This is a genomic window from Xanthomonas protegens (genome assembly GCF_038442435.1).
In the GTDB taxonomy this organism is placed as follows: domain Bacteria; phylum Pseudomonadota; class Gammaproteobacteria; order Xanthomonadales; family Xanthomonadaceae; genus Xanthomonas_A; species Xanthomonas_A sontii.
In genome coordinates, this window is record NZ_JAQJCQ010000012.1 from 46869 (window position 1) to 71899 (window position 25031).

The window sequence follows — 25031 nt, forward strand, 5'->3', positions numbered from 1 at the left end:
GCGGCTCAGAGCGCGACGGCCTCCGCCTCGGCTTCGGCCGTCGCTTGCGCGTGCGGGGCTGTCGGCGCCGCGGCCGGTGCCGCGTACAGATCCAGCAGCAACAGGGTCACGCCGTTGGTCCAGCCGAAGCCGTCCTGCAGCGCGTACTCGCCGCCGCCGCCGCCCTTGGCCTGCGCGTCCACGCCGTACTTCTCCACCAGCTTGTGCTGCTGCGCGAACAGCGCCTGCACCCGCGCCAGGAAGCGGCTGCCGATCCGCTGCGCCAGCGCGTCCTGGCCGTAGCGGCGCAGGCCGTCCACGGCGATCCACTGCAGCGGCGCCCAGCCGTTGGGTTCGTCCCACTGCTGGCCGGTGTGCAGGCGCGTGGTGGCCACGCCGCCGGGGCGCAGCAACTGCGCCTGCACGGTGTCGGCGCTGCGCTTGGCCCGTGCCGGCGAGGCGACCCCGACGAACAGCGGGTACAGCGCCGCGGCGGTGACCTGGTCGCGCAGCCGGCGCTGCTGCCAGTCGTAGTCGGCGTAGTAGCCGGCGTCGCTCCACAGGTGCTTGTCGATCGCGGTCTTGCGGGCGCTGGCCAGGGCCGCGTAGTCGGTATCGCAGCCGGCCGCGCCGGGGGTCTTGGCGCAGGCCAGGGCCAGGGTGCTCTCCAGATGGTAGAGCAGGCTGTTCAGGTCGACCGGGACGATGGCGGTGGTGCGGATGCTGGCCAGGGTCTTGCGGTCGCCGAGCCAGCGGCTGGAATAGTCCCAGCCGCTCTCGGCGCCGGCGCGCAGGTCGCGGTAGACCTCGGCGGCGGGGCGGTCCTTGGCCTCGGCGGCGGTACGCACGTCGTGCAGCCAAGCTTCCGGGCGCGGCGTGTCGCGGGCATCCCAGTAACGGTTGAGCAGGCTACCGTCGGCCAGCCGCACCACGTGCGCATGCGCGCTGCCCGGGGCCAGGGTCTGCGCGCCTTCCATCCAGTACGCGTATTCCTTCTGCAACTGCGGCAGGTAGCGCGCATAGGCCGCGTCGCCCTCCACCTTGGCCTGCAACTGCACCATGTGCGAGAAGAACGGCGGCTGCGAGCGGCTCAGGTAGTAGGTGCGGTTGCCGTTGGGGATGTGCCCGTAGGTGTCGATCAGGTAGGCGAAGTTGTCCAGCATCTGCCGGCTGCGTTCGTGTTCGCCGCTCTCCACCAGGCCGAGCATGGTGAAGTAGGAATCCCAGTAGTAGACCTCGCGGAAGCGCCCGCCCGGCACCACGTACGGGTGCGGCAGCGACAGCAGGCTGCTGTAGGCCGGCACGTCGACCTGGCGGCGCACCAGCAGCGGCCACAGCGCGTCGATGTGCTCGCGCAGGCCGGTGTCCTGGCGGATCGCCTCGGTCTGCACCGGGCCGGATTCCTCGAAGTTGGCGGCGACGAAACGGCGCAGGTCGAAACCCGGCTGCTGGCGCTGCGCCAGATAGTCGGCGTTGATCAGCGCCGGGTCGCGCAGCGGCAACGCATCGACGAAGTGCTTCTGGTCGTCGAACAGTTCCTGCTGCTGCACCGCCTGGAACAGTTCCGGGTAGGCCAGGTCGGGCGTCTGCGGCGGCGGTGCCGGGGCGGTCAGCGTGGTCGCCGGCGCGGCCTCCGCCATGGCGGTATCGGCGGTGCCCAGCAACAGGCCGAGCGACAGGCTCAGCAGCGGGGTGCAACAGGGAGGAGCGGCATGGCTCATGTCGGGTCCAGAGCAGGATGCGTGCGGCATGGTAAACGACCGAAGCGGAGACGGGGGCGCGCGGCCGGATCCGGTACGCGGCCCGCCCGATCCTGCCCTGGCGGCCGCGCGCCGCCCGGCTCGCACCGGTGAGGGACCGCAACGCCTGGGGCATGCAAGAACGGGGCCGCTGGTCTGGCGTGGCTCTCGGTCGGCGGGGCAGCTTGGGGACTGCCCGCCTGGGTGGGGGACGACTCGGCCCCGCCCGCGTCAGGGCGGGGGAGCTGCCGTCCAGCGCGCGGCGGCACGCGCCGCGCAGGTCAGGGCGTCTGCGGCCGCTGGCGGTCCTTCTCGGCGCTGAGCGCGGCTTCGGCGCGCAGGAACACCTGTCCGATCGGCTCGTCCGCCCGCGCGGCCTGGGCGTCGCCGACCAGCACGGTCAGCCCGAGCGCCTGCTGCCGCGCGGCGATCTCGCGCAGGCCGCGCAGTTTCTGATCGGCGTCGGCGCCGTGCAGCATGACGATGAACTCGGCGCTGTCGGTCGCCCGGTCCACACTGTCGGCGGCGGCGCCGTCCTGCACGTAGCTGGCCAGGGTGCGGTCGAGTTGCTGCAGGCTGCTGCCCAGCAGGCGTTCGCTCTGCCGCTCGGCCAGCGCGGCCAGTTCCTGTACTTCCAGGATCACCACCCGGTAGCGGCCGTCGGTGCCAGTGTCCGTGTTGTCGCCAACCGGGTGCGCTTGCAGGAGCGCCTCGCGTTGGCGCTGCAGCGCATCACGGCGCGCGTCGAGCAGGCGCATCGCGGTGCGCGCCAGCGCGCGCAGGCCGTCGCGCTGGGCGTCCTTGAGTTCGCGCGGCGTGGTGTCCAGCACGCACACGGTGCCCAAGGCGATGCCCTCGTCGGTCACCAGCGGCATGCCGGCATAGAAGCGCGCGCCGATGTCGCCACGGACCACGGAGATGTCGGCGAACCGCGGGTCGTCGGCGAGGTCGGGCACTTCCATCAGTTGCTTGGGCTCACGGATCGCGTGGTCGCACACCGCCTGGCTGCGCTCGGTCTGCGGCACCTCCAGGCCCATCCGCGCCTTGAACCATTGCCGGTCGCGATCCACCAGCGACAGCAGCGCGATCGGGGTGTCGCACAGCGCGGCGGCGATCTGCACGATGTCCTGGTAGGCATCCTCGGGCAGGCTGTCGACGATGTGGTAGCTGTCGAGGACACGCTGGCGCTGGGCTTCATCGGTCATGGGCGTCGTCGGGTCTGGCGCGAATCGCGAGGCGCAGCACCATACCGCAGGGCGCGGCGACGTCGCGTGGACAAGCGCGCAAGCGTGACGCGGTGCACGCTCGAGTCTTTTGCCGCGCACGACCAATCAGCGCCGATGGCGGTCGTGCATGGTGCAAAGGAAGGTCAAATCGCCGTGATAGGATGCGCCGCGTTTCGCTCTGCCATCCCGGTAGCCCACGGTGCATCACGCATGCGGCGATCTGCGATGCCGGTTTGCACGGTGGCTGCCGCATGGTCCGCCTGTACTCCTTCTGCAAGGGAGTGCGCCGCCACTTCGCAAGGACGATTCCCATGGCTCTACCCGACACGCACCGTTTCCGCACCTGCGTCGCCTTCCTGCTCACACTCTCGCTGTTGCCTGGGGCTGCGTCTGCCAGCAGCGTGACCGGCACCATCAAGGACCTGTCGGTCCGTGCGACCGACGGCGTGCACTACGTCGTGATCAACGGCACACCGACGCAGCGTCCGACCTGCGCGGCGAACACCACGTACTACATGATCAAGGACGAGACCTCCGATACCGGAAAGGCGCAGCTGGCGATGCTGCTGTCCGCCTACATGGCGGGGAAGCCGGTCTGGATCGAAGGGGCCGGCGCCTGCACGCGCTGGGGCGACGGCGAAGACGTTCGCACGGTGAGCTTTCACTGAACGTGGCGGTTGGGCAGCATGGTGGTTACCGCCGGCGCATGCATGCTGACGCGGTCCCGCGACGATCTTGAGGCAGACCGTGGCTGGGCGCAGTCTGTCTTGCGTGTGGATGAGCGTGCCAAGCGAAGCGTGACATCGACACGCTCGTGAGGTCGCGGCTGAAGCTGCTTCTACAAGGGCGGCGAATCGGGTGCTGGTTCCAGTCGCAGGAGCGGGGCGTGCCCGGCATATCGCGGGAATCGGCGGGACATGGCGATCAGCCCGCGGCACCGGCGCCGAGCGCGCGCAGCTGCGTCTGCAGCGTGGCGGCGTTGTCGAGGGCGTGGCCGAGCGCGGTGTTGTCGAAGATCACCCAGGTTTCGCCCGTGCGTGGCGTGGCGGCGACGACGCGCTCGGCCAGGCCGCGCAGCGTGTCGTCGGCATAGTCGCTGTAGTAGAGGCGTGGTGCGCCGTGCCAGCGCCAGTAGGCTGGCGCCGCCGCGCCTGCCGGCTGCGCGGCGCTGGCAGTCAGGGCCGGGTCGGCGGCCACGCGCGCGATGTGGTGGCGCTGCCACAGCGCCTCGGCGCGTGCGTCGAACCAGCTGGCGTGGCGCGGTTCGCAGGCGATGCCGCCGTGCCAGCGGCGCCGCAGCATGGCGAAGAAGGTGGCGGCGGTGCGTGCATCGAAGGCCAGGCTCGGCGGCAGCTGCACCAGCAGGCAGCCGAGCCTGTCGCCGAGATGGCCGACCTCGTCGAGGAAGGTCTGCAGCAGCGGCGCGACGCGGGACAGGCGCGCGTCGTGGGTGATGGTGCGTGGCAGTTTGGCCGAGAAGCGGAAATGCGTCGGCACGCTGTCGGCCCAGCGCTGGTAGGTGCTGGCGCGGTGGGCGCGGTAGAACGTGGAATTGATCTCGACCGCGTCGAAGCGGGTGGCATAGCGCGCCAGCTGGCTGGCGCCATCGCCGACCAGGCCGCGCTGCGTGCTGGCGATCGACCAGCCGGCGCAGCCGACGCGGATGCGGGAAGCGGCGACGCGGCGGGGAGAAGCGGTCGGCATCGGCGGTGGCAGGCGAGGACAGGCCTGTCGGATACCAAGCGTTGCGACCAGGAGCCGTGAAGAACAGGCGCGGCGCGCCGCCTTGGCGACCCATCCGCGACCCGCGCGCATGCAGGGACGGTCGATGCCTGCAGGCTGCGCCGGAGCGCAGCCTGCGCGTTCACTGTCGCCGCATGTCGCATGTCGCATGTCGCATGTCGCATGTTGCGATGGCGACGCGTTGCGATGGCGCCGACGCCTCATGCTGGCGCCGGCGCGTGGCGCATGGCGGGGCAGATCCGCCATGCGTGTGCGGCGTTACTGCTTGCCCGCGGCCTTCGCCTTGACCGGCTGGCCGTCGCTGTCCAGCACCTGCACCTCGCCCAGCTTCAGCGCACGCACCGGCGCCTCGATCTGCTTGAGGTCGCCGACGATGACCCAGGTCATCGCCTGCGGCGCCACGATCTCCTTGATCGCCGCTTCCGCCGCCGGCTGGTCGACCGCTTCCAGGCGCGTCTTCAGCGTCTGCACGTAGTCGTCCGGGCGGCCGTACTGGACGATGCCTTCCATCGCGCCGAGCACCGCACCGGTGGTCTCGAAGCTGCCCGGCAGGGCGCGCACGCGCTGTTCCTTGATCTTGGCGATCTCGGCGGCGGTCAGCGGCTTGTCGCCGACCACGGCCTTGGCTTCCTTGAGGATCTCGGCGGCCGATTCGGCGGTCTTGTCGGTCTGCACCGGGGCGAAGAACAGGAACGGGCGCTGGCCGATCGCGTCGATCATGAAGCTGTTGGCGCCGTAGGCCCAGCGCTTGTCCTCGCGCAGGTTCATGTTCAGTCGCGAGGTGAAGGTGCCGCCGAAGGCGCCGTTGGCCACGCCGATCGCCAGGTTGTTCGGCGCCTTGGTCGAGGGCGCCAGCAGGCCGGCCAGGATCAGCGATTGCGGGGCGTCGTCGCGGTTGATCAGGAACACGCGCGGCTTGGGCTGCGCGGCCACCTGCGGCAGGCTCTTGGTCGGGCGCTTGCCGGCCGGGGCCTGCCAGTCGCCGAACGCGGCATCCAGCTGCGGGATGATCTTGGCCAGGGTGGTGTCGCCGGCGACCAGGATGCGCACGTTGTCCGGACGCAGCCAGTTGTTCTGGAACGCGCTCAGGTCGCCCGCAGTGAGGCTCTTGATCGCCGCCTCGGTGCCGGTGCCGGTGAGCGGCACGCCGTACGGATGGCTGGGGCCGTACAGCAGCGGCGGCAGGGTGCGTAGCGCCAGGCCCTGCGGCTGGGTCTTCTCCTGCGCGATCGAGGCCAGCCACTGGCCGCGGATGCGCTCGATGTCGTCGGCCTTGAACGCCGGGTTGCGCACGATGTCGGCGAACAGCTCCAGCGACGGCGCCAGCTGGTCGTTGAGCGCGTTGAGCGAGGCGTCGCAGCTGTCCAGTTCGCAGGACACGCTGGTCATCGCGCCCAGGCGCTGGCGGCGCTGCGCCACGTCCACCGAATCCAGGTTGCGGGTGCTCTCGTTCATCAGCGCCGCGGTGAAGTTGGCGGTGCCGAGCTTGCTGCCGCGGTCGGTCGCGTAACCGGCGTCGAACAGCATCTGGATCTGCGTGACCGGGATGGTGTGGCGCTCGGCCAGCACCACCTCGATGCCGTTCTTGAGCTTGCCGCGCTGCAGCTGCGGGAAGCTCAGGCTCGGGAACTGGCTGGTTTCCGGCACGCCGGCAGCGCGATCCACCTGCGACTTGCCGACGCTGTAGTTGCCCTTGGCCGGCACCTTCGGCGCGGGCTTGCCCGGGGCCGCCGGCAGCGGCTTGACCGCCTTGTCCTCGGCTGCCGGATCGAAGCCTTCCGGCGCCGGCAGCACGGTCAGCAGGTAGTCGCCCTTGCCGAACCAGGTGTCGGCGGCCTTGCGCACGCTGGCCACGGTGGCGTCCTGCGCGCGCTGCAGGTCCTTCTTGTAGGCGCCCGGATCGTTGCGGTAGACCTGGCCCTCGGCCAGCACCGTGGCCTTGCCGCCGAAGCCGCCGACCTTCTCCAGGCCGCGCACGAAGCCGGCGCGGTAGCCGACCTGCGCGCGCTGCAGTTCGTCGGCGGTGGGGCCTTCGGCCAGGAACTTCTGCAGTTCGTCGGCGATGGCGGCCTCGACCTTGGCCGGGTCCACGCCTTCCTTCACGTCGGCGGTGATCTGCAGCTGGCTGGCCAGCGCGAACGACTGCAGGCCGGCGGAGACGTCGTCGGCCAGCTTGTCGCGATAGACCAGGCGCTGGTACAGGCGGCTGGTCTTGCCGCCGCCGAGCACGGTGGTGGCCAGGTCCAGCAGCACCGCGTCGTCGGTGCCCAGCTGCGGCGCGACCCAGGTGCGGTAGATGCGCGGCTGCGCGACGTGGTCGTGCTGCACGCCGCGGGTCTGCTTGGCCAGCGGGGTGATCCACGGCTGCTGGCGCGGCACCGGGCGGCCGGCGGGGATGTCGCCGAAGTACTGCTCGGCCTTGGCCTTGGCCTGCGCCACGGTGATGTCGCCGGCCAGCACCAGGGTGGTGTTGGCGGCGCCGTAGTTGTCGTGGAACCACTGCTTGACGTCGTCCAGCGAGGCCGCGTCGAGGTCGGCCATCGAGCCGATGGTGTCGTGCTGGTACGGATGGTTGGCCGGGAAGATGTTGGCCAGGATGTTCTCGTCGACGCGGCCGTAGGGGCGGTTCTGGCCCTGGCGCTTCTCGTTCTGGACCACGCCGCGCTGGGTGTCCAGCTCCTTCTGGCCGATCGCGCCGAGCAGGTGGCCCATGCGGTCCGATTCCATCCACAGCGCGGTGTCCAGCGCGGTGGTCGGCACGGTCTCGAAGTAGTTGGTGCGGTCGAACCAGGTGGTGCCGTTCATGTCGGTGGCACCGACCTTCTCGAACGGCTGGAAGTAGGTGCCCTTGTGGTTCTCCGAGCCGGAGAACATCAGGTGCTCGAACAGGTGCGCGAAGCCGGTCTTGCCGGCCGGCTCGTCGCCCGAGCCGATGTGGTACCAGATGCTCACCGCTACCACCGGCGCCTTGTGGTCCTCGTGCACCACCACGGTCAGGCCGTTGGGCAGGGTGAAGCGGGTGTAGGCGATCTCCGGCGCGGTCGCCTGGCCCGGCGTGGCGGCGGCCAGGGCCGACGGCGCGGCGACCAGGGCGGCGCCGGTGCCGAGGGTGAGGATGCTGGAGATCAACAGCGACAAGGGACGGAGCATGGGCCGGGCCTGAGTGTGGACAGTGCGCCAGCATAGAGGGGCGGCGGCGGCCGCGGGAACGTGACTGATGGCACACCGCGCACGGCCCACCCGGAGGAAGGGCCGTGCGGGTGGCGTCAGGGACGCGGCGGCGCGCTCAGCGCGCGGCGCAGAAACCGAACTCGGCAGTGGCGCCGGGGGCCAGGGTCTTGTTCCAGTCCACGCCGCTGGCGCTGAGCGTGGTGCCCGATTGCGTCCAGGTGGCGTTCCACAGGTTGTTGACGGTGCCGCTGATCGACAGCGTGGCGGTCCAGTCGCCGCTGCTGCCGCCGGTGTTGGTCACCTGCACGCGGTTGCAGTAGCCGGCGTTCCAGTCGCTGTCGACCAGCACCTTGGTGCTGAAGCTGCTGCCGGACGGCGGCGGCGTTGGCGTGGTGCCGCCGCCGTTGCCACCACCACCGCCTCCACCATTGCCACCGCCGTTGCCGCCGCCACCGCCAGTGCTGCTGCCGGCGCTGTCCCACAGCTTCTTCAGCAGGGTCACCTTGTCGTTGCGGACCGTGCTCCAGTCGTCGTTGAGGATGCCGCCGGTGTCGCCGCTGTTCGGATTCCACGACCAGTAGAAGCCGCTGTGGATGCCCTTGCCGATCAGGTAGTCGACCAGCGCGTTCTGCCACTGCACGTCCAGCGGGTTGCCCTGGCCGTACTTGCCGCCGAACTCGCCCAGCAGCAGCGCGTGGCCGGCCTGGGCGAACTGGCCGAAGTGCTGCTCCCAGATCGCCGGCATGTTGGCCGGGAAGTTGGACGCGCTGAAGTACGGCTGCATGTAGACGTCCGGTCCGTACACGTGCGGGGCGAGCAGCAGGCGGTTAGCCGGGATGGCCAGCGGGGTGCAGGCCAGCGGTTCCAGGTTCTCGCCCCAGAAGTGCGCGGTGTCGCTGGAGCAGGTGGACGTGTTGGAAATGCCCTCGACCACGATCAGCCAGTTCGGCGCCGCGTTCAGCACCACCGCCGACGCGCGTTCGGCGGCCTTGTTCCAGTCGGTGGCGGCATTGCCGCTGCCCCAGGTGGCGGCGCCGTGCGGCTCGTTCTTCAGGTCCAGGCCGATCACCCCCGGCACCGACGCGTAGCGCTTGGCGACGAAGCTCAGATCATTCAGCCATTGCTGCTCGCTGTAGCTGCCGGTGTACCAGAGTTCGGAGATCGCGTTGCAGTCCGGGGTGTGGTGGTCGAGCAGCACGTACATGCCGCGGCTGCTGAGTTCGTTGATCACCTTGTCGAGCAGCTGCAGCGAGTTCAGGCCCTGCAGGTCCGGATTGCGGCTGTAGTCGATGCTGCCGGGCGATACCGCCTGCAGCGTCTGCGGGCAGAACGGCAGGCGCACGGCGTTGAAGCCAAGGCCCTGCATCTGCGTGATCATGTCCTTCCAGTTGCGCGCCCACAGGCCGTGCACGGTGTGCTGCGAGGTCTCGAAACCGAACCAGTTGACGCCGCGCAATTGCACGGCGTTGCCGGCGTCGTCCACCACTTTGCCCTGGTTGATGGCATAGCTCCAGGCCGAGCCGCTGGCGACCACGAGCGCCGCGGCCAGCAGGCAGCGGGTAATGCGGGAATGCAGGGACCGGTTCATCGCGATGCTCCGAGGGTGGCCGGTGCGGAGCGCGCCGGCCAAAGGGGGGCGGATGCCTGGCGGCGATGATCGGCAGTGTCCGCCTTGGCGGCCGTGACTGCCGTTGCAGAAGACGGGCTTGTCCACGGATTGCGCGCAGGTGCTGTGGTGATGTCCACGGGCGCGCTCTCGCCTGGCGAAAACGCCAACGGCAGCGTCGTGGGACGCTGCCGTTGAGGTTGGGCCCCGCGCGCTGCGCGGGGCGATGGCGCCGTCTTCAGCGGGCGGCGCAGAACCCGAACTCGGCGGTGGCGCCGGGGGCCAGGGTCTTGTTCCAGTCCACGCCGCTGGCGCTGAGGGTGGTGCCCGACTGCGTCCAGGTGGCGTTCCACAGGTTGTTGACGGTGCCGCTGATGGACAGGGTGACCGCCCAGTTGCCGGTGGCGCTGCCGCTGTTGGTCACCTGCACGCGTTCGCAGTAGCCCGCGTTCCAGTCGCTGTCGACGATGACCTTGGTGCTGAAGCTGGCGCTGCCCGGGGCCGGCGTGGGTGTCGGGGTCGGGGTCGGCTCCGGCGTGGGCGTCGGGGTCGGAGTGGGCGTCGGCGTCGGCGTGGTGCCGCTGGTATCGCCCCACAGCCGCTTCAGCCCGACCATCTTTTCGCTGCGCACGGTGGTCCAGTCGTCGTCGAGCACGCCGCCGGTGTCGCGGCTGTTCGGGTTCCAGGCCCAGTAGAAACCGCTGCGGATGTTCTTCTTGATCAGGTAGTCGATCAGCGCCCTCTGCAGGATCGGGTCCTGCGCCTGGTTGCGGCCTTCGTTGCCGCCGAACTCGCCGATCATCATGGCGTAGCCGCGCTGGGTCAGCTGGCCGAACTGGCGCTCCCAGATCGCCGGCATGTTGGCCGGGAAGCTGCTGTCGCCGAAGTAGGGCTGCCAGTTCACGTCGGGGCCGTACACGTGCGGGGACAGCAGCAGGCGATTGGCCGGCACGTTGAGCTTGGTGCAGGTCAGCGGTTCCAGGTTGCCGCCCCACCAGTAGCCATAGCTGCTGGAGCAGGTGGGGTTGTCGGTGATGCCCTCGACCACGATCAGCCACTTCGGCGCCACCTTCAGCACCGCCGCCGAGGCGCGCTCGACCGCCTTGTTCCAGTCGGTCTTGAGGTTGCCGGTGCCCCAGGTGTTGCGGCCGTTCGGCTCGTTCTTCAGGTCGATGCCGATCACGCCCGGCACCGACGCGTAGCGCTTGGCCACGAACGTCAGGTCGCTGAGCCACTGCTGCTCGCTGTAGGAGTCGGTGTACCAGAGCTCGGAGATGCCCTGGCAATCGGGCGAGTGGTGGTCCAGCAGCACGTACATGCCGCGGCTGCTGAGCTCGTTGACCACCTTGTCCAGCACCTGCAGCGAATTCAGGCCCTGCAGGTCCGGGTTGCGACCGTAGTCGATGCTGGTCGGCGCGACGCCGCGCAGGGTCTGCGGGCAGAACGGCAGGCGCACGGCATTGAAGCCCAGGCCCTGCATCTGCGTGATCATGTCCTTCCAGTTGCGCGCCCACAGGCCATGCACGGTGTGCGCGCTGCCTTCGAAGCCGAACCAGTTGACGCCGCGCAGTTGCACCGCGTTGCCGCGGTCGTCCACCACCGTGCCTTTGCTGACGGCGTAACTCCAGGCCGAACCGCTGGCGGCCAGCAGCGCGGCGGCCAGCACGCAACGGGTGATGCGGGTGAGAGGGGACATCGACATCTCTGCAGGTCTCCGGAAGCGGGCCGGCCCCGCAGTCGGAGCGGCCCAGATGAGGGTGGGGGCAACGGACGCCGCGCCCGGCTCGGGTGGAAGCCGGGAGGGGCACGCGGATCGGCGTGGGCCACCGATCGGCGCGGCCCCGTGATGCGCGAGCGCGGCATTAGAGCATGTTCAGGTTCGTATTTGAGCGGTTTATCACAATAAATTTTTGCGACAGCGCACGTCTGGCGGATGCCCGGCCCGTGCCGGTCCCGCGGCCGCCTCGCTACACTCGGTCGCTCATGCCTGCCGAGGGGATCTTCGTGCAACGCCCAAACCTGTCCTTCGCGGTGCAGTGGCCGCATTGGCGCCTCGATTCCGCCTTCCGCGCGCGCCGCGGCGCCGGCGCAGGGCGGCGCGCGTGAGTCGCGATCCGCTGCCGCCGTCCGTAGCGCCGGCGCCTGCCCCGGCAGTTGCGCCCGGGGCCGCGGCGGCACGGAGGGGCGACGCTGCGGCTGTCGCCCCGGCGGACACCGCGGCGGCGCCAGGCTGGCTGGTCCGCAGCGGCGTGGTGCTGGCGTTCGCGATCGTCGCGCCGCTCCTGGGCACGCTGGTCGTCGGTCTGCCGTTGGCGTTTTCCTGGACGTGGGGGCAGCCCGGCGGCTTCGGCGATGCGCTGCCGCTTCTCCTGCTCATGGCGCTGATGTCCTGCATCTTCGGCGCGTTGCCGGGGCTGTTGACCGGCCTGTTCGCCGCCTATGCCTGGCCCCGCCTGCGTGGCTGGCGCGCGCATCTGCTGGTGGGGTTGATCGGTGCCGGCATGTCGGCCGTCTGCGTCGGTGCGCTCATTGCCTGGATCAACAGCCATCGCGATGCGTTCCGCGAGCCCGGCAGCTGGCTGGGATCTTGCGTGCTTGCCGGGGGCGTCGGCGCCCTGCTGCTCTCGCTGGCGCTGGACCGGCTGCGCGGACGCTGAGCGCTGCCGCGGCCCGGCCGGTGCTGGCCTGCGGCAGCGACGGGTGCGCCAGCCGGCCCGCGGGCTTCAGCCAAGGAAGTCCCGGGCGAGCGTCCATTTCCTGGCGCGTCCCTGCCACGCGCACGCGCAGCGGCACGCGGCATGCGCTGGGATGATGGCGCGCCCCACGACATCAGCGCTCGAACGACCGCGCGCGCCCAAACCGCCCCGGCCCCTGCCGATCGCCTGGCCGCGCCGCTACACTCGAGGTTCTTTGTGTCTGCCGAGGGGAACTCCGTGAAACGACCGATCGTGAGCCTGCTGGCTCTTGCGCTGTCCGGCGCCAGCCTGGCGGCACCGCCGCCCGCACCGACCTTCGACACCAAGCGCTTGTCCGCCGACGTCAAGACACTGGCCTCCGACGCCTACGAGGGCCGCGCCCCGGGCTCGGCGGGCGAGGAGAAGACCGTGGCCTATCTGAGCGCGCAGTTCCAGGCGGCCGGCCTGCAGCCGGGCGGCGACCTGCGCGACGGCAAGCGCCTGTGGACCCAGGCGGTGCCGCTGCGCCGCGCCGACATCGTCGGTACCCCGCAACTGGCCATCGCCAGCGGCGACCAGCGCCAGGCCCTGACCCAGGGTCAGCAGATCGCCGTGCGCGCCGCGCTCGACGGCAGCAGCCAGGTGACCCTGGACGGCGCGCCGCTGGTGTTCGTCGGCTACGGCGTCAAGGCGCCCGAGCGCGGCTGGGACGACTTCAAGGGCGTGGACCTGAAGGGCAAGATCGCGGTGGTGCTGATCAACGACCCCGACTTCGAGACCGGCAAGGGCGCGTTCGACGGCAAGGGCATGACTTACTACGGCCGCTGGACCTACAAGTTCGAGGAAGGCGCGCGGCAGGGCGCGGCCGGCGTGCTGATCGTGCACGAGACCGCACCGGCCTCCTACGGCTGGGCCACCGTGGCCAACTCCAACACCAACAGCATGTTCGACGTGGTCCGCGACGATCCCAAGACGGTGCATCCGGAGCTGGAGGGCTGGATCCAGCGCGATCTGGCGGTGGACCTGTTCAAGCGCGCCGGGCTGGATTTCGATGCGCTGAAGAAGCAGGCGCAATCGCGCGACTTCAAGCCGGTGGAGCTGAAGGGCGAGCGCCTATACGCCGACTACGCGGTGAAGTCGGAGGTGATCACCTCGCGCAACGTGGTCGCGCGGCTGCCCGGCAAGACCCAGCCGGACGACACCCTCATCTACACCGCGCACTGGGATCACCTGGGCGTGGGCGCACCCGATGCCAAGGGCGACCGCATCTTCAACGGCGCGCTGGACAATGCCAGCGGCGTCGCCGCGCTGCTGGAACTGGCCCGCGCCTTCGCCAAGGGCCCGGCGCCGCAGCGCTCGGTGGTGTTCATGGCGGTCACCGCCGAGGAGAAGGGCCTGCTCGGCTCGGAGTACTACGCCTCCAAGCCGCTGTATCCGCTGGCGCGCACGGTGGCGGTGATCAACATGGACGGCATGAGCCCGTTCGGGCCCTCGCGCGATTTCGGCATCTACGGCACCGCCAAGCTGGAACTGCTCGACGACCTCAAGCGCGTGGCCAAGGGTTGGGACCTGCGCTACACGCCCGATCCGAAGCCGGAAGCCGGCTACTTCTTCCGCTCGGATCACTTCTCCTTCGCCAAGCGCGGCGTGCCGGCGCTGTCCTTCGCCGCCGGCCAGGACTGGGTGGACGGCGGCGTGGCGGCTGGCAAGGCCGCTTCGGACGACTACACCGCCAAGCGCTACCACCAGCCCGGCGATGATTGGCAGCCGAACTGGACCTTCGCTGGCGCCGCGCGCGACATGCAGGTGCTGTACACGCTGGGCGAGGAACTGGCCAATTCGACGCAGTGGCCGAACTGGAGCCGCGACTCCGAGTTCCGCGCCACCCGCGACGCCAGCGCCGCGCAGCGCCAGGCCGTGCCCGCCAAGTGAGCCACGCCCCAGTGCCGCCTGCGCCGCAGGCGGCTGCGGATCCGCCGGCGGGCGTGCGCGCTGAAACCGCCGATCCGGTCGACGTGGACGCGGGCAACGACCCGCTGCCGCGCTGGCTGGTCGGCGTTGGCGTGGCCGTGGCGTTCCCATTGGTGGGGCCGCCGCTGGGGACTGCGGCGGTCTTGCTGCCGATGATGGCGGTCGCGTGGCTCCGGGGCGGCGCTCACCTCGGTGACATCGGCGGCGGGCTGCTGATGCTGCTGGGGATCGCGCTGTATTCCTACCTGTTCGGCGTCTTGCCGGCCTTGCTGACCGGCCTGGTCGCAGGACGCGCATGGCCGCGTCTGCGCGGCTGGCGCGCGCATCTGCGCATCGGCTTGGTCGGCGCCGGGTTCTCTGCGGCGTGCATCGGCTCGGCGATCGCGCTGTTCGGCGATCATGCCGACATCGGTGCGCTGGCCGGCGCGGCAGGATTGTGCGCGCTGGCCGGCTTCAGCGGCGCCACGTTGCTGTCGCGCGCGCTGCAAACCTTGCGCGGCGGCTGAGCGCCGCCGCGGCTCAGCCGCCGCTGGCCTGCTGCAGCGACGGCGTGCGCCAGCCGGCGCGCACGCCCCAGAAGTAGAAGCCCAGCGCGACCACGCCGACCACCACCAGGTCCGGCCCGTAGGACAGGTAACCGTGGCCGCCGAAGGTGGTGCTGCCGGCCCACGACAGCAGGGCGATGGTCGGCAGATAGGCGATCAGCCAGCTGGCGCCGCGCAGGTGCCGGCGGAAATCCTTCCAGCCGTCGCGCTGCTGGTAGTACGCGTACACCGGCAGGGCCACCAGCATCAGCAGGATGATCTCGCCGGTCAGCGGCCAGCGCGCCCAGTACAGCAGTTCGGTGGCCAGCACGAAGGCGGCGGCGGCCAGCACCGGCAGGCCGGCGATGCGCAGCGGGCGGTGCATCTCCGGCGCGTGCTTGCGCAGCGCCATGGCGCTGATCGGGCCGGTGAGGTAGGAAATGATCGTCGCCACCGAGATCACCGCCGCCAGCGTGCCCCAGCCGCGGAAGAAGAACAGGAACAGATAGGACACCAGCAGGTTGAAGAACATCGCCGGGCGCGGCACGCCCCAGGTCGGATGGATCCGGCCCAGCACCTTGGGCATGGTGCCGTTGCGCTCCATGCCGTAGATCATCCGCGCGGTGGTGGCGGTGTAGGTGATGCCGGTGCCGCTGGGGCTGACGAAGGCGTCCACGTACAGCAGCATCGCCAGCCAGTGCAGGTTGACGATGATCGCCAGCTGCGCGAACGGCGACCGGAAGTCGATGCCGTGCCAGCCGGCCTTTGCCAGCAGGTCCGGCGGCACCGCGCCCAGGTAGGCGACCTGCAGCAGCACGTAGACCACCGTGGCCAGCGCGATCGAGCCGAGCACCGCGAACGGGATGCTGCGCCCGGGATTGCGCGCCTCGCCGGCCAGGTTCACCGGGCTCTGGAAGCCGTTGAAGCTGAACACGATGCCGGCGGTGGCCACCGCGGTGAGCACCGCGGCGAAGTCGATGGTGTGGCTGCCGCCGTGCAGGCCGACGCTGAAGTTCTCGCTGTGGAAGCCGCTGGCGATCAGCGCCACGCCGGTCAGCGCCGGCACCACCAGCTTGAAGACGGTGATCAGGCTGTTGGAGCGCGCGAACAGCTTCACGCTCCAGAAGTTCAGCAGGAAGTACACCAGCACCAGCACCGCGGCGATGCACAGGCCGGGCACCGACAGCTCGCCGGCGCCGCCGGGCTGCTGCACGTACAGGTCCTGCGCCCATTGCCACGGCCAGGACGCCATGTATTGCACCGAGGCCTCGGCCTCCACCGGGATCACCGACACGATCGCGATCCAGTTGGCCCAGCCGGCGATGAAGCCGACCAGCGAACCGTGCGAATAGTGGCTGTAGCGGACCATGCCGCCGGACTCGGGGAACATCGCGCCCAGTTCGGCATAGGCCAGGGCGATGGTGGTGACGATCGCCGCGCCCAGCACCCAGGCCCAGATCGCACCGGGGCCGGCCAGCCCGGCGGCGCGCCAGGCGCCGAACAGCCAACCGGAACCGATGATCGAACCGAGGCCGGTCAGCATCAGGGCGAACGGGCCGACATCGCGGCGCAGGGCGGTTTGGGTCATGGCGGGTCCGGCGGCGGCGGGAAGCGGGGGATGATCGCATAAAGCTGGGATTGGGGATTCGGGAGTGGGGATTCGCTTAGAAGCCGGGATTCGGGATTGGGATTCGAGATTGGTGAAGCGCGGCGGCGCCGTCCGCTTTTGCGAATCCCCAATCCCGACTCCCGAATCCCCGCCTTACGCAGACTTTACGCGCGCAGCCCCCAACCGCCATGGCGCGCTTACGCGGCGCGCGCGCAGACTGCGCCACGTCCTTTCCGTTGGATGTGTTCCATGTCGATTCTGCTGATCCAGGGCCCGCATCGCGATGCGTCGGCCATCGCCGCGGCGCAGTGTCTGGCCGCTTCCCATGCCGCGCAGGTGGTGCCGGTGGCCTGTGCCGATGCCGCGCAGATCGTGGCGCGGCTGCGGCAGGGCGCGTGCGACGACACCGAGCTGGTGCTGCTGGATTCCGGCGAGTTGCCGGCGTCGGAGCTGGCCGACCACGGCGCGCAGCTGTGCGCGGCGCTGGACGCGCTGGGCCATCCGTACATCGAGGTGCACGATGCCAGCGCGCAGGCGCTGGAACCGCTGCTGCATCCGCGGCACATGCCGTTGCTGACGGTGATCGCCAACGGTGCGCTCGCCGACAGCTACGCCATCGCCCTGGGCGTGGCGCAGCGCCGGCTCGGCGCGCGCGCGGCGCTGGCCAACTGAGGGCGCCGCCATGTCGATCCTGTTGCTCCGTGGCCCGGACTGCGTGGCCGGCCATCGCGGCCGCCCGGCCCGCATCGCCCCACCGGTGATGCGGCAATTGCTCGCCCATGCCGGCCGCGCCGGCAAGACCCTGGCGGTGCGCGGCTGCGCCAGCGAGCGCGAACTGCTGCAGGCACTGGCCCAGGCCGACCAGGCCGGGGTGGAGATGCTGTTGCTGGATCCGGGCGCGTGCTCGGACAGCGCCGTCACCGCCGACGCGGTGGCGCACCTGCGCCGGCCTTACGTGGAAGTGCACGACGATGCCAGCGATCGCCGCGAAGCCTGCCTGTGCGCGGCGTCGGGGCAGCGCCTGGGCCAGGTCGGCGGCTACTGCGCGCAGGGCTACGCGCTGGCGCTGTCGATCGCGCTCGAACACCTGGGCTGCAACGGCTACGAAGGCGATGTCCACGTCGGCACCTGAGCGCGCGCGCCACTACCTGGCCGACTACGAGGCCTACAGCTTCGGCCAGCGCGTGGCCTGGGGCACCCTGGCGCACACCTGGGCCGAGCCGGCGCCGCTGGACCCGGAGCGGCTGCTGTGCCGCCTGCGCGCGCAGGCGGCGCAACGCCACGGCGTGGACAGCGCGGAGATCCGCATCCGCAGCGTGAGCCGGCTGTAGGGCGCGCTGTCGCCTGGAATGGCGCCGCCGCCTCTGCGTGCGGATGGGCTGCGGTTTCGTCCTGCCAAGGCCCGGTCCCATCCTCGCCAGCGGCGGTTTCGTCGCACGCCGCTGGCGCCGTGCGACGCCGCGGCTATCCTCGCCGGAACTTCCCAGTCCCCGGCCGCCATGCTCGCCAGCCTGTTCTTCCTCGTTCGCCTGTTGTGCGCCTGGGCAGTGGCGGTGGTTGTCGCCGCCTTCGTCTGGGCCGGGTTGTTCTACGGCATGAATTCCGGGCCGGGCTGGCTGTTCGGCCTGTTGGCGATGCTGTTGATGCTGTCGGCGCTGATCGCCGGCATCACCCACCTGCGCAAGGTCTGGCTGATCGCCGGGCGCCTGGACTGGGGCACCCTGGCCAGCCGCCAGCGGCGCCAGATCGAGATCCCGCTGGACACCCATGAGGCGTTCGCGCTGCTGGATGCGGCGGTGCGCGAGCTGCCGCGGGTGGAGGAGGTGGAAAGCACGCTGGACAGCCTGCAGGTGCGCGCCAAGGTGCGCCGCATCGATCCGTACAACGGCCGCCCGCCGTCGCGCTGGAACCTGGCCGCGCGCTTCGCGGTCAAGCGCAACCAGGTGGTGGCGACGGTGACCCCGGGCACCGGCACCAGCAGCCTGACCCTGCTGCTGGAGCCGGATGCCAGCGCCTGGATCGACCTGTTCGCGGTCGACGAGGGCAGCAACTACGAGAACGCCGAAGCCTTGGGCCGGGCGCTGGCGCGGCGCGTGGCCGAGCTGCGCCGCGACGAGCAGGCCGCCGCCACACAGGCCGCCACCGAGCAGGAGCTGACCGTGGCGCGGCTGAACCTGTTGCACGCGCAGGTCGAGCCGCATTTCCTCTACAACACGCTGGCCAGCGCACAGGTGCTGGCGCGGACCGATCCGCCGCGCGCCGACCTGATGCTGGGCTATCTGATCCAGTACCTGCGGCGCTCGCTGCCCAGCACCGAGGACGCGATGAGCTCGCTCGGCGACGAACTCGAGCGGACCCAGGCCTACCTGGAGATCCTGCGCATCCGCATGGGCGCGCGCCTGCAACTGCAGGTGCAGGTGCCGGAGACGATGAAGACGCTGCCGCTGCCGTCGATGATGCTGCAGACGCTGGTGGAGAACGCGATCAAGCACGGCCTGGAACCCAAGCCCGGCGGCGGCACCATCTGGATCCTGGCGCGCGCGGTCGACGATCACGTCACCCTGACCGTGGCCGACGACGGCCTGGGCTTCAACACCCAGTCCAGCGGCACCGGCATCGGTCTGAAGAACCTGCGCGAACGCTTGCGCCTTACCTATGCCGGCGCGGCGAGCTTCGCCATCGTCTCCAACTTCCCCAGCGGCGTGGCCGCCACCATCACCCTGCCGTGGCCGGCGGGGACGACGCCGCCACCGCCGCCACTGCCGGCGCCGGTGGCGATGCACACGGGAGCGCACCATGACTGACGCGATCGTCGCCGAGGACGAAACCCTGCTGCGCGATGCGCTGGTCGCGCTGCTGGGCGAGGTGTGGCCGGAGTTGCGCATCGTCGCCGAGTGCGAGGACGGCGCCAGCGCGCTGGAGCGGTTGGCCGAGCTGCGCCCGCAGGTGGCGTTCCTGGACATCCGCATGCCCGGGCTGAGCGGCATCGAGGTGGCGCGTGCGCTGGGCGAGTTGAGCCCGCACACGCAGGTGGTGTTCGTCACTGCCTACGACCAGTACGCCATCGATGCGTTCGAGCACGGCGCGGTGGACTACCTGCTCAAGCCGATCGTGCGCGAGCGTCTGCAGGCCACGGTGCAGCGGCTGCAGGCACGGGCGGCGCAGGGGCCGGATCCGGCGGTGCTCGACGCGCTGCTGCAGCGTCTGCAGCAGCGCCCGGTCGCGCCGTCGGCGCCGCCGCCGCTGGCCTGGGTCACCGCCAGCAGCGGCCGCGAGACGCGGCTGATCCTGCTCGACGACGTGCTGTATTTCCAGGCCGACAGCAAGTACACCACGGTGCTCACCCGCGACGGCGAGGCGGTGCTGCGCACTTCCTTGCGCGAACTGCTGGACGTGCTCGATCCGGCGGCGTTCCGGCAGATCCACCGCTCCACCATCGTCAACCTCAAGGCGGTGGCCTCGGTGGTGCGCGACGACACCGGCAAGGGCCGGCTGAAGCTGCGCCACCGCGACGAGGTCCTGACCGTCAGCCAACCCTACATGAGCCTGTTCCGCGGCATGTAGCCGCGCAATCCCTCGCTTCGCACTGGAACAAGGAATCTCCGCCATGCGTCTGCTCTCCGTGCTGTGGTCGTGCCTCCTCGGCCTGTTCGGCTGCCAGGGACATGCCGATCTCGACGTGTCCATGGGCGCCCACCGCGAGACGGTGGTGCAGGCCAGCGAACGCGGCGTGCCGCTGCTCTTCAGCCGCACCACGTACCGCGGTGGCCTGGCCACGTTCCGCTGCATCGACAGCCGCAGCGGGCGCTGCCACTACCAGGTCTATGCGGCCTGCACGGCATCGCCGCAGGCCGGCGGCGGCGATGGCGCCGCGTGCAGTCCGCGCGTGCTGCAGGCCTTCGATCTGGCAGTCGGCCAGCGCCGCGAGATCGCCGGGCTGCCGGGCGATTTCCGCCAGTGCGTGGTGTCGGATGCAACGGCCTCGGCCTGCGGGCGCGAGTGAGAGGCGATAGCGAACGGCTGGTCGATACGATCTTCCGACACATCCAGCGATGTCACGATGGCCGCGGCTGTTGTGGGAGGGACTTCAGTCCCGACGCGTCTGCAATGGAACTGCCGGATGGCGTCTTGCGTCGCGACCGAAGTCGCTCCCACACGGGCATTACCGCGGAGCTGTCGGACGTCGCGCGTTGCGGCTGAAGCCGTTGAGAGGCATTGCCGCAGAGCTGTCGGACCACGTCATGCGTCGCGGCTGAAGCCGCTCCTACGCGATGCCTCGTTGCGGTCCGAAGATCGGCAACGTAGGAGCGGCTTCAGCCGCGACCCGGATGCGAGGGCGACCGACGCATCGCGTCGCCGCATCCGCCCTTGCAGCCGAATGGCGCAATCAGCCCGCCGCTGTTGTGGGAGGGACTTCAGTCCCGACGCCTCTGCAGCGCAACTACCGGATGGCATCCCGCGTCGCGACCGACGTCGCTCTCACAGGAGGCTGTCCCCCGATCCAGCACCACGCTGGCACGAACGGTGCCACGTCGTGCGCAGCGACGCGCGCCCACTCAGTAATCCACGCCCACCGAGAACAGCAGCGTGCGCGGGTCGCCCAGGGCCACGGCGCGCTGCAGGCCGCCGGTGAAGTAATCGCGGTCGAAGGCGTTCTTCAGGTTCAGCGCGTAGCGCCAATGGCCTTGGCGGTAGCCCAGGCCGGCATCGAACACCAGATAGCCGGGAATGCGATGGCCGTAGGCGGTCTTCTCGCCTTCGGCGCGCGCGCCGCCGCTGACGCTCCAGCCGTCGGCCGCGCCGTGGGCGGTGTACTGCAGCCACAGCGACCCGCTGTGCCGCGGCACGTTGTTCAGGCGGCTGCCGACGCTGCTGACGCGCTGGCCACCGTCGTCGGTAACCACCGCATCGGTGTAGGCGTAGCCGCCGAACAGGCTCAACCCGTTGCCCAGGTCGGCGGCGGCATTGAGCTCCAGGCCGCGGCTGCGCTGTTCGCCCACGGCGATGCTGTAGCCGTCGTTGAACGGATCGGTCTGCAGCACGTTGCGCCGGCGCAGGTCGTACAGCGCCATGCTCAGGCTGGTGCTGCTGCTCACCTCCATCTTGACGCCCAGTTCCACCTGGCGGCCGCGTTCGGGATCGAACTGCGCGCCCTGCGCATCGACGCCGACGTTGGGATAGAACGAGGTGGCGACGCTGACGTACGGGCGCAGGCCGCCACCGGCGTCGAACATCAGCGCTGCCGAACCCGTCGTGGCACTGTTGTCGGTGCGCGTGTCGCTGCCGGCCAGTCGGTCCTCGCTGCGGTTGCGGCTGCGGTCGTGGCGCAAGCCCAGCAGCAGTTGCCAGTCCGGCGCGAACTGGATGCGGTCGCGCAGGTACAGGCCGCCCGAGGTCACCACGCTGAGGTTGTCGCGGGTGGGGCGGGCCGGGCAGGTCACGGCGCTGCCGTAGACCGGCGCGTACACGTCGAGATTGCCGACGCGGCAGGTCGACTGCACGTTCCATTCCCAGGTCTTGAACGCGTCCAGGCCGGCGGTGACGGTGTGCTGCCAGGTGCCGGTGGCGAAGCCGCCCTGCAGGTAGGTGTCCTGCACCCAGGTGCGTCCGTCGAACTGTTGCTGGGTGGCGGTACGGCGCAGCGTGCGCAGGTTGGCGGCCAGGCCGTTGTTGGCGATCAGGAAACCATCCAGGCCGAAGCTCTGCCAGCGTGCGGCGTGGTGCAGGCTCCAGCCGTTGTCGAAGCGGTGATCGAGCACGTAGCCGATCCGGCTCTGGTGGCTGTGGTACGGCCGCTGCCCGGGTTCGCCGGTGAACAGCGCGCGGTCGATCCTGCCGTTGCGGTTGGGTTCGGCGCTGCCTTCCCACGGCAGGCCCTGCTGGCGGATGTAGTCGCGTTCCTGGTAGCTGGTCAGCAGCACGAAATCGGTGCGCGGGCCAAGGTCCAGCGACAGCGACGGCGCGATCCAGCGGCTGCGGAAGTACACGTGGTCGGTCGGGTCGTCGCTGTTCATCGCCAGCGCGTTGAGGCGCAGTGCGACCTTGCCATCGGCCGACAGCGGCTGGTTGAGATCGAAGCTGCCCTGGCGCAGGCCGTCGCTGCCCACGCCCAGGTCGACCCGCCGCATCGGCTCGGCGCCGGGGCGCTTGCTGATCAGGTTGACCAGGCCGCCGGGCAGCACCTGTCCGTACAGCAGCGAGGCCGGGCCCTTCAGCACCTCCACCTGCTGCACGCCGAACAACTGCTCGGCCACACGGTTGCTGTCGGCGGTGCGCAGGCCGTCGACGAACAACGCGTCGGAGGCGGTCTGGCCGCGGATGATCAGGTCGTCCCAGCCGCGCCGGCCGTAGGTGTTGGCGACCACTCCGGAGACGTTGTGCAGGGCATCGGACAGGGTGCGCGCCTGCTGGCTGTCCAGCAGCGCGCGCGGCACCACGGTGATCGAGAACGGCGTCTGCGCCAGCGGCGCATCCGACTTGTCGGCCTGCACCGGTCCTGTGGCGCGGAAGCCGCTCTGCGCGTCGGCGCGCACCTGCACCGTGGGCAGGGCGGTCGCCTGTGCGGCATCGGCGCCGCTGTCGGCGTCCGAGGCGGTGGCGGCGTGCGCAGGCAGGGACAGCGCCATGCCCAGCAGGCAGGCGCACGAAAGGGGATGCAGTGTCATCGAGACCGTGGGGCGAAAGTCCTAATCGAGAATGATTATATTTCGCGAAACGGGCGTTGGGAATGCCCTGTGTCCATTGCGGTCGGCCGACGCCGGGCTGCGCCGGGTGGGTGCGGTTTGACTGGGGGCTGGCATCGCCGTGGCGTTGAGCCTCTGCGGCGATCGCGGGGACTTGAGAGAACACGCCGTCGGGCGCGCGGATCGCGACCGACTGTGCGCGGGTTGCGCCCGCGTCGCGCCGGCGCGTGATGTCGGATCGGCGGCGCGCCGTCTATCGCAGACGGCGCGCGTGAGGTGCGTGTGCGGCGGACTTCAGCCGGCGACGCGGAACACGCCGGGCTGGCCGCCGGGCGGGGTGCCTTCGAACTGGATCAGCGAGGCGACCAGTTCGGCATGCAGGCGGATGCGGCCCATCTCGCGCATGATCCGGATGTCCTCGTGGCGCAGTTCGCGGTTGGCCACCACCTCGCGCTTGTAGGCGAGGATCTCCGGGTATTTGCGCGCCATGTTCAATGCGTCGGCCACGCATTCCACGGTATCGGCATCGGCCGACAGCGGTTCCCGGCTGTTGAACGCGGTGAGCCAGCGCTCGAAACCGGCGGTGCGGTCGAACATGTTGGCGATGAACCAGATCACGAACAGGATCGCCACCCACGAGGTGACCACGATGACGATGCGCGAGAAGGTCAGGTGGTAGTCGTGCTGCCACAACTGCGCGGTGATCACGCCGAGCAGGATCAGCGAGATCGCCTGCCAGCCGATGATCGAGGCCACCAGCCACTGCTGCTTGGCCTTGGCCAGCAACGCGACCTCTTCGCGGATCTGCGCCTCGCTCTTGTGCTGCCAGTGCGCGACCTGTTCGGGAAACGAGCGCTGGTGCAGCGCGTTGTCCTCGAGCAGCAATCCCAAGCCTTTGAACAGAGCGAGCATGACGGGCTCCTTGCAGATGCGGTGACGGACGCGGAACGTCGGTTGGCGATCTTGAGGCAGCTTCTTTCTAGCACAGCGGCCGCAAAGTGCATGCTGCGGTCGCACATGCCGCGCAGCCGCGGCGCGCCATACGCCATCGCACGGCGCTCGCGCCGCTTTCGCTACCATCGGCGCATGCCCCCGCTGCTACGCACCCTCTCCGCTCCGGCCACCGCGCAGATCCGCCGCTGGGTGCTGGGCGCATTCCCGCGCGAGCGCGACGCCATCGACTACGACCAGCCGCTCGGCGATGTGGGCCTGTTCGGTCCGGACAGCGTCACCTGGCGCATCCATGCCGAGTTTCCCGGGATGCTGGCGGGCGGGCTGTGTGCGCTGCTGCTGCAGACCCTGCATCCGCTGGCGCTGGCCGGGGTCTACGACCATTCCAACTTCCGCGAGGATCTGGTCGGGCGCCTGCGCCGCACCACCCAGTTCGTCGCCGCCACCAGCTACGCGCCCACCGACGCGGCGCAGCGCCAGATCGCCCGTGTGCGTGCGATCCACACGCGGGTGCGCGGCCACACGCCCGACGGGCGCGCCTACGCCGCCGACGATCCGGCGCTGCTGACCTGGGTCCACGTGACCGAGGCCTACGGCTTCCTGCAGGGCTACCGCCGCTATTGCCGCGCGGTGCCGGCAGCGATCGCCGACCGCTATTACGACGAAGGCCGGCGCGTCGCCGAAGCGCTGGGCGCACGCGACGTCCCGGCCAGCGAGGCGGCGGTGCTGGACTATTTCGAGCGGCAGCGGCCGCTGCTGCGGGTGGATGCGCGCTCGCGCGAGGTGCTGGCGGTGCTGTCCGGCCTGCGCCTGCCGGTGCCGGCGCCGGGGCTGTCGCGCGAACTGTTCCTGGGCGCCGGCGCGGCCTTGCTGCCGCCATGGGCCAGCGCCCTGCTGCGGCAGGCACGGCTGCAGCGCACCGGCCCGACCGTGCCGGCCTGGTTGCTGCAGCAGGTGGCGCCACTGTTCCAGGTGGCACTGCACGATGGCATCGCCGCGCGGGCGTGCCGGCGGGTGGGGCTGACGACACAGGCACTGGCGCAGTGGCCGCAGCGGACTGAATGATTTATCCGCATCGCTGAACGCAGTATCGCGTCACGGACGGTCAAGATCGCCGATCCCAGGCCGCTGTATCCAGCATCTACGCCGCACTC

Annotated in this window: 20 protein-coding genes; 11 read left to right on the forward strand and 9 right to left on the reverse strand. The window is 70.3% G+C overall.

Annotated elements, in window-relative coordinates:
• Positions 1–5 precede the first annotated feature (5 nt).
• Positions 6–1700 carry an alpha,alpha-trehalase TreA gene (gene treA / locus PIQ37_RS14365; RefSeq protein ID WP_342073967.1) on the reverse strand — a complete coding sequence of 565 codons (1695 nt, stop codon included), beginning with the start codon at positions 1698–1700 and terminating at the stop codon, positions 6–8.
• Positions 1701–1999: 299 nt separating this feature from the next.
• Positions 2000–2923: a GAF domain-containing protein gene (locus PIQ37_RS14370; protein ID WP_342073968.1), complete on the reverse strand. Its 924-nt coding sequence runs from the start codon at positions 2921–2923 to the stop codon at positions 2000–2002.
• Between the two features lie 332 nt (positions 2924–3255).
• Between PIQ37_RS14370 and PIQ37_RS14375 the strand changes: the two genes are divergently transcribed.
• On the forward strand, positions 3256–3612 hold the full coding sequence (locus tag PIQ37_RS14375; protein WP_342073969.1) for a hypothetical protein: 357 nt from the start codon (positions 3256–3258) through the stop codon (positions 3610–3612).
• A gap of 256 nt (positions 3613–3868) precedes the next feature.
• Here PIQ37_RS14375 and PIQ37_RS14380 read toward each other — a convergent pair whose 3' ends face one another.
• The 4 genes from PIQ37_RS14380 to PIQ37_RS14395 all read right to left on the reverse strand — a co-directional run bounded on the left by PIQ37_RS14380 (position 3869) and on the right by PIQ37_RS14395 (position 11160).
• The gene (locus tag PIQ37_RS14380; RefSeq protein WP_342073970.1) at positions 3869–4648 is read right to left on the reverse strand and encodes a DUF72 domain-containing protein; all 780 of its coding nucleotides are present in this window, start codon (positions 4646–4648) and stop codon (positions 3869–3871) included.
• Positions 4649–4945: 297 nt separating this feature from the next.
• The gene (locus tag PIQ37_RS14385; protein ID WP_342073971.1) at positions 4946–7837 is read right to left on the reverse strand and encodes a M16 family metallopeptidase; all 2892 of its coding nucleotides are present in this window, start codon (positions 7835–7837) and stop codon (positions 4946–4948) included.
• A 136-nt stretch (positions 7838–7973) separates the two neighbouring features.
• Positions 7974–9446, reverse strand: coding sequence for a cellulase family glycosylhydrolase (locus tag PIQ37_RS14390; RefSeq protein WP_342073972.1), 1473 nt, complete (start codon positions 9444–9446; stop codon positions 7974–7976).
• A 256-nt stretch (positions 9447–9702) separates the two neighbouring features.
• Positions 9703–11160, reverse strand: a complete 1458-nt coding sequence (locus PIQ37_RS14395; protein ID WP_407136596.1) for a cellulase family glycosylhydrolase — start codon at positions 11158–11160, stop codon at positions 9703–9705.
• Positions 11161–11713: 553 nt separating this feature from the next.
• On the opposite strand from PIQ37_RS14395, the gene PIQ37_RS14400 reads away from it, so the two are divergent.
• The 3 genes from PIQ37_RS14400 (at position 11714) to PIQ37_RS14410 (ending at position 14616) form a co-directional block, all read left to right on the forward strand.
• On the forward strand, positions 11714–12121 hold the full coding sequence (locus tag PIQ37_RS14400) for a hypothetical protein (RefSeq protein WP_342073974.1): 408 nt from the start codon (positions 11714–11716) through the stop codon (positions 12119–12121).
• Between the two features lie 276 nt (positions 12122–12397).
• Positions 12398–14071 (forward strand): M28 family metallopeptidase, encoded by a 1674-nt coding sequence (locus tag PIQ37_RS14405; RefSeq protein ID WP_342073975.1) that lies wholly within the window; start codon positions 12398–12400, stop codon positions 14069–14071.
• 53 nt (positions 14072–14124) lie between these two features.
• Complete coding sequence (locus PIQ37_RS14410; RefSeq protein ID WP_342073976.1) at positions 14125–14616, forward strand: hypothetical protein; 492 nt, start codon at positions 14125–14127, stop codon at positions 14614–14616.
• Between the two features lie 13 nt (positions 14617–14629).
• Here PIQ37_RS14410 and PIQ37_RS14415 read toward each other — a convergent pair whose 3' ends face one another.
• Positions 14630–16222, reverse strand: a complete 1593-nt coding sequence (locus PIQ37_RS14415) for an APC family permease (protein WP_017908520.1) — start codon at positions 16220–16222, stop codon at positions 14630–14632.
• A 270-nt stretch (positions 16223–16492) separates the two neighbouring features.
• Between PIQ37_RS14415 and PIQ37_RS14420 the strand changes: the two genes are divergently transcribed.
• From PIQ37_RS14420 to PIQ37_RS14445, 6 genes are all read left to right on the forward strand, one after another.
• The gene (locus PIQ37_RS14420; protein WP_017913863.1) at positions 16493–16915 is read left to right on the forward strand and encodes a hypothetical protein; all 423 of its coding nucleotides are present in this window, start codon (positions 16493–16495) and stop codon (positions 16913–16915) included.
• Between the two features lie 10 nt (positions 16916–16925).
• Positions 16926–17375, forward strand: a complete 450-nt coding sequence (locus PIQ37_RS14425) for a type II 3-dehydroquinate dehydratase (RefSeq protein WP_017908518.1) — start codon at positions 16926–16928, stop codon at positions 17373–17375.
• The gene (locus PIQ37_RS14430) at positions 17356–17574 is read left to right on the forward strand and encodes a hypothetical protein (RefSeq protein WP_267087372.1); all 219 of its coding nucleotides are present in this window, start codon (positions 17356–17358) and stop codon (positions 17572–17574) included. Before PIQ37_RS14425 ends, PIQ37_RS14430 begins: the two co-directional genes overlap by 20 nt.
• Before the next feature lie 168 nt (positions 17575–17742).
• Positions 17743–19047 carry a sensor histidine kinase gene (locus tag PIQ37_RS14435; protein WP_152182480.1) on the forward strand — a complete coding sequence of 435 codons (1305 nt, stop codon included), beginning with the start codon at positions 17743–17745 and terminating at the stop codon, positions 19045–19047.
• Positions 19040–19807 (forward strand): LytR/AlgR family response regulator transcription factor, encoded by a 768-nt coding sequence (locus tag PIQ37_RS14440; RefSeq protein WP_017908516.1) that lies wholly within the window; start codon positions 19040–19042, stop codon positions 19805–19807. Before PIQ37_RS14435 ends, PIQ37_RS14440 begins: the two co-directional genes overlap by 8 nt.
• A 43-nt stretch (positions 19808–19850) precedes the next feature.
• Complete coding sequence (locus PIQ37_RS14445) at positions 19851–20246, forward strand: hypothetical protein (RefSeq protein ID WP_342073977.1); 396 nt, start codon at positions 19851–19853, stop codon at positions 20244–20246.
• Positions 20247–20799: 553 nt separating this feature from the next.
• Here PIQ37_RS14445 and PIQ37_RS14450 read toward each other — a convergent pair.
• Positions 20800–22908 carry a TonB-dependent siderophore receptor gene (locus PIQ37_RS14450; protein ID WP_342073978.1) on the reverse strand — a complete coding sequence of 703 codons (2109 nt, stop codon included), beginning with the start codon at positions 22906–22908 and terminating at the stop codon, positions 20800–20802.
• A gap of 312 nt (positions 22909–23220) precedes the next feature.
• The gene (locus tag PIQ37_RS14455) at positions 23221–23838 is read right to left on the reverse strand and encodes a hypothetical protein (RefSeq protein WP_026143828.1); all 618 of its coding nucleotides are present in this window, start codon (positions 23836–23838) and stop codon (positions 23221–23223) included.
• A 174-nt stretch (positions 23839–24012) separates the two neighbouring features.
• On the opposite strand from PIQ37_RS14455, the gene PIQ37_RS14460 reads away from it, so the two are divergent.
• Positions 24013–24942, forward strand: coding sequence for an oxygenase MpaB family protein (locus PIQ37_RS14460; protein ID WP_342073980.1), 930 nt, complete (start codon positions 24013–24015; stop codon positions 24940–24942).
• Positions 24943–25031: the final 89 nt, after the last annotated feature.

Excerpts from the sequence above, each read along its gene's own strand:
- PIQ37_RS14425 (WP_017908518.1), top strand. The coding sequence starts at position 16,926 with ATGTCGATCCTGTTGCTCCGTGGCCCGGACTGCGTGGCCGGCCATCGC.
- PIQ37_RS14445 (WP_342073977.1), top strand. The coding sequence starts at position 19,851 with ATGCGTCTGCTCTCCGTGCTGTGGTCGTGCCTCCTCGGCCTGTTCGGC.
- PIQ37_RS14415 (WP_017908520.1), bottom strand. The coding sequence starts at position 16,222 with ATGACCCAAACCGCCCTGCGCCGCGATGTCGGCCCGTTCGCCCTGATG.
- PIQ37_RS14390 (WP_342073972.1), bottom strand. The coding sequence starts at position 9,446 with ATGAACCGGTCCCTGCATTCCCGCATTACCCGCTGCCTGCTGGCCGCG.
- PIQ37_RS14370 (WP_342073968.1), bottom strand. The coding sequence starts at position 2,923 with ATGACCGATGAAGCCCAGCGCCAGCGTGTCCTCGACAGCTACCACATC.
- PIQ37_RS14450 (WP_342073978.1), bottom strand. The coding sequence starts at position 22,908 with ATGACACTGCATCCCCTTTCGTGCGCCTGCCTGCTGGGCATGGCGCTG.
- PIQ37_RS14460 (WP_342073980.1), top strand. The coding sequence starts at position 24,013 with ATGCCCCCGCTGCTACGCACCCTCTCCGCTCCGGCCACCGCGCAGATC.
- PIQ37_RS14395 (WP_407136596.1), bottom strand. The coding sequence starts at position 11,160 with ATGTCCCCTCTCACCCGCATCACCCGTTGCGTGCTGGCCGCCGCGCTG.
- PIQ37_RS14430 (WP_267087372.1), top strand. The coding sequence starts at position 17,356 with ATGTCCACGTCGGCACCTGAGCGCGCGCGCCACTACCTGGCCGACTAC.
- PIQ37_RS14375 (WP_342073969.1), top strand. The coding sequence starts at position 3,256 with ATGGCTCTACCCGACACGCACCGTTTCCGCACCTGCGTCGCCTTCCTG.
- PIQ37_RS14435 (WP_152182480.1), top strand. The coding sequence starts at position 17,743 with ATGCTCGCCAGCCTGTTCTTCCTCGTTCGCCTGTTGTGCGCCTGGGCA.
- PIQ37_RS14380 (WP_342073970.1), bottom strand. The coding sequence starts at position 4,648 with ATGCCGACCGCTTCTCCCCGCCGCGTCGCCGCTTCCCGCATCCGCGTC.
- treA (WP_342073967.1), bottom strand. The coding sequence starts at position 1,700 with ATGAGCCATGCCGCTCCTCCCTGTTGCACCCCGCTGCTGAGCCTGTCG.
- PIQ37_RS14420 (WP_017913863.1), top strand. The coding sequence starts at position 16,493 with ATGTCGATTCTGCTGATCCAGGGCCCGCATCGCGATGCGTCGGCCATC.
- PIQ37_RS14455 (WP_026143828.1), bottom strand. The coding sequence starts at position 23,838 with ATGCTCGCTCTGTTCAAAGGCTTGGGATTGCTGCTCGAGGACAACGCG.
- PIQ37_RS14440 (WP_017908516.1), top strand. The coding sequence starts at position 19,040 with ATGACTGACGCGATCGTCGCCGAGGACGAAACCCTGCTGCGCGATGCG.
- PIQ37_RS14385 (WP_342073971.1), bottom strand. The coding sequence starts at position 7,837 with ATGCTCCGTCCCTTGTCGCTGTTGATCTCCAGCATCCTCACCCTCGGC.